The 8,833-nt window shown below is 36.3% G+C and carries 8 protein-coding genes; 2 read left to right on the plus strand and 6 right to left on the minus strand.

Annotation, left to right across the window (positions count from 1 at the left end; translation table 11 throughout):
• The first annotated feature begins 144 nt into the window (after positions 1-144).
• On the plus strand, positions 145-1,110 hold the full coding sequence (locus ACILQF_RS07350) for a zinc dependent phospholipase C family protein (protein ID WP_395626769.1): 966 nt from the start codon (positions 145-147) through the stop codon (positions 1,108-1,110).
• Here the strand turns inward: ACILQF_RS07350 and ACILQF_RS07355 are convergent.
• The 6 genes from ACILQF_RS07355 to ACILQF_RS07380 all read right to left on the minus strand — a co-directional run bounded on the left by ACILQF_RS07355 (position 1,107) and on the right by ACILQF_RS07380 (position 7,117).
• Complete coding sequence (locus ACILQF_RS07355) at positions 1,107-1,763, minus strand: VTT domain-containing protein (RefSeq protein ID WP_395626770.1); 657 nt, start codon at positions 1,761-1,763, stop codon at positions 1,107-1,109. The genes ACILQF_RS07350 and ACILQF_RS07355 overlap by 4 nt on opposite strands.
• A 73-nt stretch (positions 1,764-1,836) precedes the next feature.
• Entirely contained in the window at positions 1,837-2,484 is a 648-nt protein-coding gene (locus ACILQF_RS07360) for a DedA family protein (RefSeq protein ID WP_395626776.1), read from the minus strand.
• Positions 2,485-2,711: 227 nt separating this feature from the next.
• Complete coding sequence (dnaN, locus tag ACILQF_RS07365; protein ID WP_395626771.1) at positions 2,712-3,836, minus strand: DNA polymerase III subunit beta; 1,125 nt, start codon at positions 3,834-3,836, stop codon at positions 2,712-2,714.
• Between the two features lie 111 nt (positions 3,837-3,947).
• A complete protein-coding gene (gene gldG / locus ACILQF_RS07370) occupies positions 3,948-5,633 on the minus strand; it encodes a gliding motility-associated ABC transporter substrate-binding protein GldG (RefSeq protein ID WP_395626772.1) in 1,686 nt (561 codons plus the stop codon).
• Positions 5,627-6,355: a gliding motility-associated ABC transporter permease subunit GldF gene (gene gldF / locus ACILQF_RS07375; protein ID WP_395626773.1), complete on the minus strand. Its 729-nt coding sequence runs from the start codon at positions 6,353-6,355 to the stop codon at positions 5,627-5,629. Before gldF ends, gldG begins: the two co-directional genes overlap by 7 nt.
• A gap of 42 nt (positions 6,356-6,397) precedes the next feature.
• Complete coding sequence (locus ACILQF_RS07380; RefSeq protein WP_395626774.1) at positions 6,398-7,117, minus strand: ATP-binding cassette domain-containing protein; 720 nt, start codon at positions 7,115-7,117, stop codon at positions 6,398-6,400.
• A 160-nt stretch (positions 7,118-7,277) separates the two neighbouring features.
• On the opposite strand from ACILQF_RS07380, the gene ACILQF_RS07385 reads away from it, so the two are divergent.
• Positions 7,278-8,738 (plus strand): glycine--tRNA ligase, encoded by a 1,461-nt coding sequence (locus ACILQF_RS07385; protein ID WP_395626775.1) that lies wholly within the window; start codon positions 7,278-7,280, stop codon positions 8,736-8,738.
• Positions 8,739-8,833: the final 95 nt, after the last annotated feature.

Consider the following 8,833-nt stretch of genomic DNA (forward strand, 5'->3'; position numbering starts at 1 on the left):
TTTAGCTGTCAATTAATTTTCTAATAAATGAACTTTTCATTAAAATTAAGGCTAAATGTCCGTTCAATCGGAAAAATGACCGCTCAATAAATTTATTTGAAACTAATGCTAGACTAGTCTAAATTGATTGAAATAAATTCGAATATGATGAGAAAAACTCCATTCTTGATTTCCATTGTTTTTATCAGCCTAACCATTACTTCATGGGGATTTTTTGCCCATCAGAAGATTAATAGATTAGCGGTATTTACCTTGCCAACTGAGATGATCCGTTTTTACAAAAACAATATTTTATTTATTGCAGAACATGCGGTAGACCCTGATAAACGTCGTTATGCAGATACTGCAGAAGCATCCCGACATTTTATTGATGCCGATCGCTATGGCAAAAACCCCTTTGATAGCATCCCTAAAAAATGGAAAGATGCAGAGGCTAAATATGGAATCAAAACACTACAGGAGAACGGAATAGTGCCTTGGCAGATTGAAAGAACATATTATTCCTTAGTAAAGGCTTTCCAATTGCGTGATTCCATTCGAATATTAAGATCTTCTGCCGATCTTGGGCACTATATTTCGGATGCACATGTTCCACTTCATACCACTGAAAATTATAATGGGCAGCTTAGCGGACAAATAGGTATACATGGTTTCTGGGAAAGTAGATTGCCTGAATTATTTTCATCAAACTATGATTTTATGGTTGGCAGAGCACTATACATTGATAATCCTTTGGAATCAGCCTGGGAAATTGTAAAGAAATCACACTCCTACCTTGATTCTGTTTTGATAATAGAAGCAAGGCTGAGTAAAAAAATACCATCCGATCGAAAATTCAGTTATAGCGAGCGCAATGGTCGTGTAGAAAGACAATATTCAGAACAATTTTCTGCTGCCTATCACAAATCACTAAATAATATGGTAGAAAAGCGCATGCAGGCGTCTATTTTAATGACAGGGAGCTATTGGTATAGCGCCTGGGTAGATGCAGGCCAGCCAAAATTGAATAATTTTATAAGTAGCAAATTAAGTGCTGATGAAAAAAGAAAGCAGCAAAAAGAAGCAGACCTCTATAAAAAGGGAATAATTATTGGCAGAGAAGACAACTAAGAATTCTCCTCCCCCATCGATTTTTTAGCTTTAATAGCCGCAATAATTGCAGGCAATAGCGTTAATACAATAATGACTAACATTACATAAGTGAAATTATTCTTTATTATGGGAATATTGCCAAATATAAAGCCTATACCCAAAAAGCTCACAATCCACAAAACACCTCCTACTACATTATAATAAGTAAAATGAATAAACTTCATTTTTCCAATCCCAGCAACAAATGGTGCAAACGTTCTAAAAATCGGCATAAAACGACTGAATATTAACATGTTACCTCCCTTTTTATTGAAGTAATCTTTAGTTTTATTATAATATTCAACCTTAAGTATTCGATTTTCAGGCTTAAAAACTTTGGGACCCAAAAAACTACCCAAGAAGTAATTAACTGTATTACCACTAATACCCGCAGCAATAAGCAATAAACCCATAATGTAAATATTCAAACCGGTGTCTCCCTTTGCAATTAATGCGCCTACAGCAAATAACAAAGAATCGCCTGGCAGAAATGGGGTAACTACAAAACCCGTCTCAGCAAAAATTACAAGGAATATAATTAGATAAGTCCACGTTCGGTAATCTCTAACGATTTGAACGAGGTATTGATCAATATGTAAAAGAGAATCGATGATATTACTTAAAGTTTCCAAATCTTAGTATTAAAAATGTAAAAGAAATTCAAATAAAAATTATTTGAGCAGGTAATTGTTTAGTGATGTAGGCTTAAGACTTAGACTTATATTTCTCTCTAATTACTTCAATAACCGGTGGAAGAACAGAAAGAATGATGATGCCAAAAATGACATAAGTGAAATTATTCTTGATAATTGGGAGACCACCAAAAAAATAACCTATAAATAAAAAGGATGTTACCCAAAATATAGCACCAGAAACATTATAGAGGGCAAATCGGGAATAGCTCATTGTACCTATTCCTGCAACGAAAGGAGCAAAAGTGCGGATAATTGGAACAAAACGGGCATAAATAATAGTTTTCCCGCCATGTTTTTCATAAAAAGCCTGCGTTTTATCGAGGTATTCCTTTTTGAGTAATTTATACTTGCCACTAAAGGCTATCGGACCAACATAATTACCGATATGATAGTTGACAAGATCGCCTGAAATTGCTGCAATAATCAGCAAAATGCACATTAAAAAAATATTTAACCCACTATCTGGATTTGCAATGATTGCACCAGCGGCAAAGAGCAAGGAATCTCCAGGTAAAAATGGAGTAACAACAAAACCTGTTTCAGCAAAAATTATTAGAAATAAAATCAAATAGGTCCAGGTACGATATTCCTGAACAATTTCTATTAAGTGTTTATCTATATGAAGAATAAAATCTAAAAGTTGCTGTAAAAGTTCCAAGGTGATTGTTAAATATGGTACAAAAGTAGAAAATTTGGAGGATAATGACCTCATTTTCTATTTAAATTGCTTAACAATGATGGATGGAATTAAAAACTAGAAAATAGAGCTAATTTGTATCCTTAAAATCAAAGGAAAAAATCTAGAAAAAAAAATACTATTTGTCCCAATAGTTAAATAGCCCAGCAAATTGCCAGGCTATTTAAATTATAAATAAGGGTAATTAATTAAGAGTATGTATTTAACATCACAGGCATCACTAGCATCAATACGTCTTCCGCATCGTCATGTGTTTGTGGCATTAATAATCCGGCACGGTTAGGACTGCTCATTTCAAGCAAAACTTCTTCACCGCTAAGGTTATTTAACATTTCAATTAAGAACTTGGCATTGAATCCAATTTCCATATCCTCACCTTCATACTGACAAGTTAATCGTTCATGAGCTTCATTTGAGAAATCAACATCCTCAGAAGATATATTCAACTCACTACCTGTAATTTTCAAACGTACTTGATGGGTTGTTTTGTTTGCAAATATCACCACACGACGAAGACAATTCAAAAATAGTGCTCTATCCAAAACTAATTTATTTGGGTTATTTGTTGGAATAACTGCCTCATAATCAGGGTAACGCTCATCAATTAATCTACAAATCAAGTTAATATTACCAAACCTGAAGAAAGCACTCGTGCTATTGTATTCAACAGCCACACTCAAATCATCAGATGGAAGTGAAGCTTTTAATAAAGTCAGGGCTTTTTTAGGCAGGATGAAATTTGCTGGAGCTTCAGATTTTGTATCTAAACGGCGGTATCTTACCAGTTTATGTGCATCTGTAGCTACGAAGGTTATGTGCTGCGGACTTAGCTGACAGTAAACACCTGTCATTGCTGGACGTAATTCATCACTGCTAACTGCAAATAAAGTTTTATTAATTGCTTCCGACAAAACTGATGCAGGCATTGATACCGATGAAGGATTTTCAACTACTGGGATTTTAGGGAAGTCTTCGCCATTTTCACCGCTAAGCTTATACTTTCCATCACCAGCATTAATCTCAATAGCAAATGTTTTATCATCCACAGAAAAAGAAATAGGCTGATCAGGCAAGGTTTTAAGTGTTTCTAAAAGAATTTTAGATGGAATAGCCACCTTGCCATCTTCTTTGGACTCAACAGCAAGAGATGTGGTCATGCTGGTCTGCAAATCGGTGGCAGAAACCGTTAGTACACCATCCTTAATTTCAAACAAGAAATTTTCTAGAATTGGTAATACCGTACTGCTGCTCGAAGCACCGTTAACAGCCTGTAGCTGCTTTAATAATGTGGAAGTTGAAACTATAAATCTCATATACAAATATCTGAAAAACAATAATAGTAAAGCTTTTTGGTTTTCCCAATCAGCTTAATTCACCTTCAATAAATAAAGATTGTGAATTTATACCGTTCAAAAATAAACAATTTAACGTGTATACTTTCTAATACGATAGTAATGTTGAAAAATACCAGCTAAAAATATAACAAATAATGGTAAAGCTATATTAATTATCTGCCAAAAAGTTTTTTCTTGCCTTATTCTTGCTCGATCAAGTAGTCTTAATTTTATTTCCTTGTTTCTAAGGCCGATAATCCCTGAATCATCCACTAGATAATCCACAGTATTAAGCAAAAAGCTTTTATTAGCAAATTGCTGATCTGGCGTAAACCGATCAAAACCTAGTGGATAAGGCGAGCCATCACTATTATTGACCTGATTTTTAAAAAAATCGCCATCTGCAAGCACCATCATTTTAGCGGGTTTGGCCTTTCCAGGAATTGTAATATTACCTGGAATTCCTTCTGGAATAGGTCGATTCTTGAAGTTTGACGGAAATTCTCCTTCTAAAAGAACACCTACAGGCATTGGCGCATTTTGAAATAATGCTGGATCAGGCTCTTGCTCAACCATTTGCAGAGAAAGCACCGTAGGGGTTTTCACGGTACGGCTAAAAGGTGATGAAGCAAGAATAACTTCAGCACGCACATTTTTTACAGCTATTAAATCAATTGTACTCGAAAATTCGGATTTTATCCCATCTAAATTTTTAACAATAGGATGAGTAGAAACTGGAACAAAAATGGGGTAAAATAACCATGGCAATAGCTCAATTTGTGATTGCCCACCAACTGCCCCTACATTTAAGGGTATTTGAGCCGCATTCATGTCTGCAATCAGATCATAATTTAATCGAACACCATATTTAAATAAGATATCATCCAAGCCCAGCTTTTTAGGAAAGGCAAGCTGCTCTCCCGCTCCACGTAAACTATCTAGCTCCGCACTCACCTGATCAATCGACCAAATTAAGCTCCCACCATTTCTAACAAAATAATCGATTTTAAACTTTTCAGCTTCAGAAAAAGCTGTTTCAGGCTTAGCAATAATCAACACTTTTAGTTGGTCTAATCCCTCAACAGGAATAGTTTGCAAATCAACCCTACCCACTTCATATGAATCACCTAGAGATTGAATCGCATCATTTAGCTGTAAATCATTTAGTTCGCCATGCCCCTCGGTAAAGCCAATGCGGATGGATCCACCAACGCTCAGCTTCTTAATTGCACTAGCAAAGGCATATTCTAGATTTTGTATAGAATTGTTTAAAACCTCTTCGGGACTAACACCTGCCTTGGTTTGCAATAGTTTTACAGGAACCTGAAGCCCCTTATAAGTGATTAAAGCAAGTGGATAAATCATTTTTTGAGACATCCCATCTTCAGTTTTTACACTTAGTTGAGTGGGTTCAATACCCATTTCCAATAATCGCTGATAAGCTTCCTCCTGAGATTTTTGATCGCCGGACAAAGGAATGACGAAGTCAAAGTGAAGGTTTTTACCGGCATAAGAATCGAAATCCCGTAAAAGGTCTTCTGTACTATTCCTCAAGCGCTTAAAGCCGGCAGGGAATTCGCCCTCCAGATAAACCGTAATTTGTACCGGCTCCTTTAAACTTGTTAATATACTTTTAGTAAGTGGCGAAAGTGTATAACGCTTTTCGGCGGTAAAGTCGAAGCGCGTAAAAAAATTAGATGACACACTATTAAACAAGACTATTGCAATAATAAATAGCGCAAGATTACGCAAATCTTTTTTTCTTTGATTTACCATTTCCTGCTCCCCAATTTAGTTTTGGTAAATACTAAAAACAGTGTAGAAAAGCTCAAAAAATAGATAAGATCGCGGCTATCTAGAACACCCCTACTCAAAGATTGATAATGCTCATTGATGCCAAAAGCAGTTAAAACACTTGCAATACCTTGCAAAGAGATAATGGAACTGATAGAATCAAAGCCACTGAAAGAAAAATAGCTGAGTACAACAGCTAGTGTGAAAGCAATAATCTGGTTTTTTCCTAATGAAGATGTAAATAAGCCAATAGCTGTAAATGCCGATGCCAATAAAACCAAACCAATATAAGATCCAATTACAGCGCCAGTATCTATATTTCCTTTTGTAATTCCTAATTGATAAACACTGAAATAATAAATGAGCGTAGGAATGAGCGTAATAATCGCGATCGCCAAACAGGCAAAGAATTTACCCAAAACAATATCCCAATCACTTAATGGTCGAGTAGCGAGGAGCTCAAATGTTCCATCTTTCTTTTCCTCGGCCAAAGAGCGCATGCTGATGGCAGGAATTAAAAAGATAAATAAATAAGGAGCGATATTGAAAAAACTATCTAAACCCGCATAGCCATAATCCAAAATACTTGATTCAGGAAAAACCCAAAGAAATAGTCCGCAAACCAGCAAAAAAGCCGCCATCGTCATATAGGCAACCATTGAGGTGAAAAAACCGCTTAATTCTTTAAAAAAGATACTAATCACTTATGAATAATTTATTTGTAAAATTCTTTAAAATAGTGTATATTATTGGTCATTTGATGCCGTAAGATGAATAAAAATATCTTCAAGGCTTTTATTTCCATGATTCTTTCTTAAATCCCCTAAATTATCATCCGCAACGATTTTACCCTGATTGATAATGATTACCTGCTCACAAATTGCCTCTACCTCCTGCATAATGTGGGTCGATAAAATTACTGTTTTGGTTTTGGCAAGATCCTTAATTAATGCCCTGATGGTTATTACCTGATTGGGGTCCAGTCCAGAGGTAGGCTCATCTAAAATCAGCACCTTAGGATCTGCAAATATCGCCTGAGCAAGTCCCGCACGCTGGCGATAACCCTTAGACAAAGCCCCTAATTTCTTATTCTGCTCATTACCCAATCCGCAGAGTTCAATCACTTCAGCAATTCGTTTTTCTGTCTGATTAATCTGATGAATAGCTCCAATAAAAGCAAGCGATTCTCTTACATACATATCCAAGTAAAGCGGATTATGCTCGGGAAGGTAACCGATGTTTCGGCGCACTTCCATTGAATCTGAACTCACATCAAAGCCACAAACACGAGCAGTACCGGAAGTCTGAGGAATAAAACAGGTCAGAATCTTCATAGTAGTAGATTTACCTGCCCCATTGGGTCCCAAAAAACCTAAAACACTGCCCGGAAAGGCGTTGAATGTAATTCCATCAATTGCCTTTTGACTACCATAAATTTTACAGAGATCTTTTACTTCAATGCTCATGTGGCAAAGTTAATAATTAATAATAATAATAGATTTTTAAGCCTATGGCTTAAACTAATAAACTCAGCAATTAATAAAGAGTTAAAAAAAAGAAGCTTCATACTCGCAGAACATAAAAATATCCTATAAAATTAATTTCCTATACTATCTTTGCATTGTTATGAGCAAAAACAACGACGAACTTTTTAAGAATGTAGTTTCCCACACAAAGGAATATGGTTTTGTATTCCAGTCGAGTGAAATATATGATGGTTTAAGTGCTGTATATGATTATGGGCAGCTTGGATCAGAGCTAAAAAATAATATCAAGACTTATTGGTGGAAGAGCATGGTGCAGATGAACGAAAATATCGTTGGCATCGACTCCGCAATATTTATGCATCCTAAAATTTGGAAAGCCAGCGGCCATGTGGATGGTTTCGCTGATCCAATGATTGATAATAAAGATTCGAAAAAACGTTATCGTGCCGACAATCTAATTGAAGATAAAATAGCACGTTATATTAAAGACGGCAAATCAGAGAAAGCAGAAAAATTACAAGCTGCAATGGATGAAGCGCTAGAAGCTGATAATTTACCGGCATTAAAAGAATTAATTGATCAGCATGAAATTGTTTGTCCTATTTCTGGAACCAGAAACTGGACCGATGTAAGACAGTTTAACCTGATGTTTTCTACGCAAATGGGCGCTATGGCCGAAGGTGCTGACGAGGTTTATCTCCGACCTGAGACCGCACAAGGCATATTTGTAAATTTCCTAAATGTACAAAAATCAGGAAGAATGCGCATCCCTTTCGGGATTGCACAAATTGGTAAAGCGTTCCGTAATGAGGTTATTGCACGTCAGTTTATCATGCGTATGCGTGAGTTCGAACAGATGGAAATGCAGTTTTTTGTAAAACCTGGAACCGAGATGGAATGGTATAACCATTGGAAAGAATCAAGATTGAAATGGCATCTAGCTATCGGTACGCCGCAAGAAAAATACCGTTTCCACGACCATGTAAAATTAGCCCATTATGCCAATGCGGCGGTCGATATTGAATTTGAATTCCCATTCGGATTTAAAGAAGTGGAAGGAATTCACAGCCGTACGGATTTTGATTTAAGCCAGCACGAGAAATTCTCAAACAAGAAACTACAATATTTCGACACAGTAGAGAATAAAAATTATGTTCCTTATGTAATTGAAACCTCCATCGGCCTTGATAGAATGTTCCTTCTAACACTTTGCAATGCCTTTGAGGAGCAGGATTTAAGTACTGAAGAAAAACAAGATTCAAGAACAGTATTACACCTACATCCATGCTTAGCCCCAGTAAAAGCTGCAGTATTTCCATTAACTAAAAAAGATGGTTTGCCTGAAAAAGCACGTGAAATAATGGACCTTTTGAAGCTAGATTTCAACTTACAGTATGATGAGAAAGATTCGATAGGAAAAAGATACCGCCGGCAAGATGCGATTGGTACACCAATTTGTATCACCGTTGATCATCAAACATTAGAAGATAATACGGTTACCATCCGACATAGAGATAGCATGGAGCAAGAACGCGTAAATGCAAGTGATCTAGAGGCTATTATCGGGAAATTGGTGAGCTGGAAAAACTTATTATCCTAAAAATAATGTATGAACTGGTACAGCGATAGGGCTGACCAGAGAGGAATGTGCTACAGTTGCACCATCCTCCAGCGGCCAATAGAACTTATTAGGCA

Source organism: Daejeonella sp. (genome assembly GCF_044232565.1).
Lineage (GTDB): Bacteria > Bacteroidota > Bacteroidia > Sphingobacteriales > Sphingobacteriaceae > Daejeonella.

Coding starts and splice junctions, on each gene's coding strand:
- ACILQF_RS07350 (WP_395626769.1), top strand. CDS start 145: ATGATGAGAAAAACTCCATTCTTGATTTCCATTGTTTTTATCAGCCTA.
- dnaN (WP_395626771.1), bottom strand. CDS start 3,836: ATGAGATTTATAGTTTCAACTTCCACATTATTAAAGCAGCTACAGGCT.
- gldG (WP_395626772.1), bottom strand. CDS start 5,633: ATGGTAAATCAAAGAAAAAAAGATTTGCGTAATCTTGCGCTATTTATT.
- ACILQF_RS07380 (WP_395626774.1), bottom strand. CDS start 7,117: ATGAGCATTGAAGTAAAAGATCTCTGTAAAATTTATGGTAGTCAAAAG.
- ACILQF_RS07385 (WP_395626775.1), top strand. CDS start 7,278: ATGAGCAAAAACAACGACGAACTTTTTAAGAATGTAGTTTCCCACACA.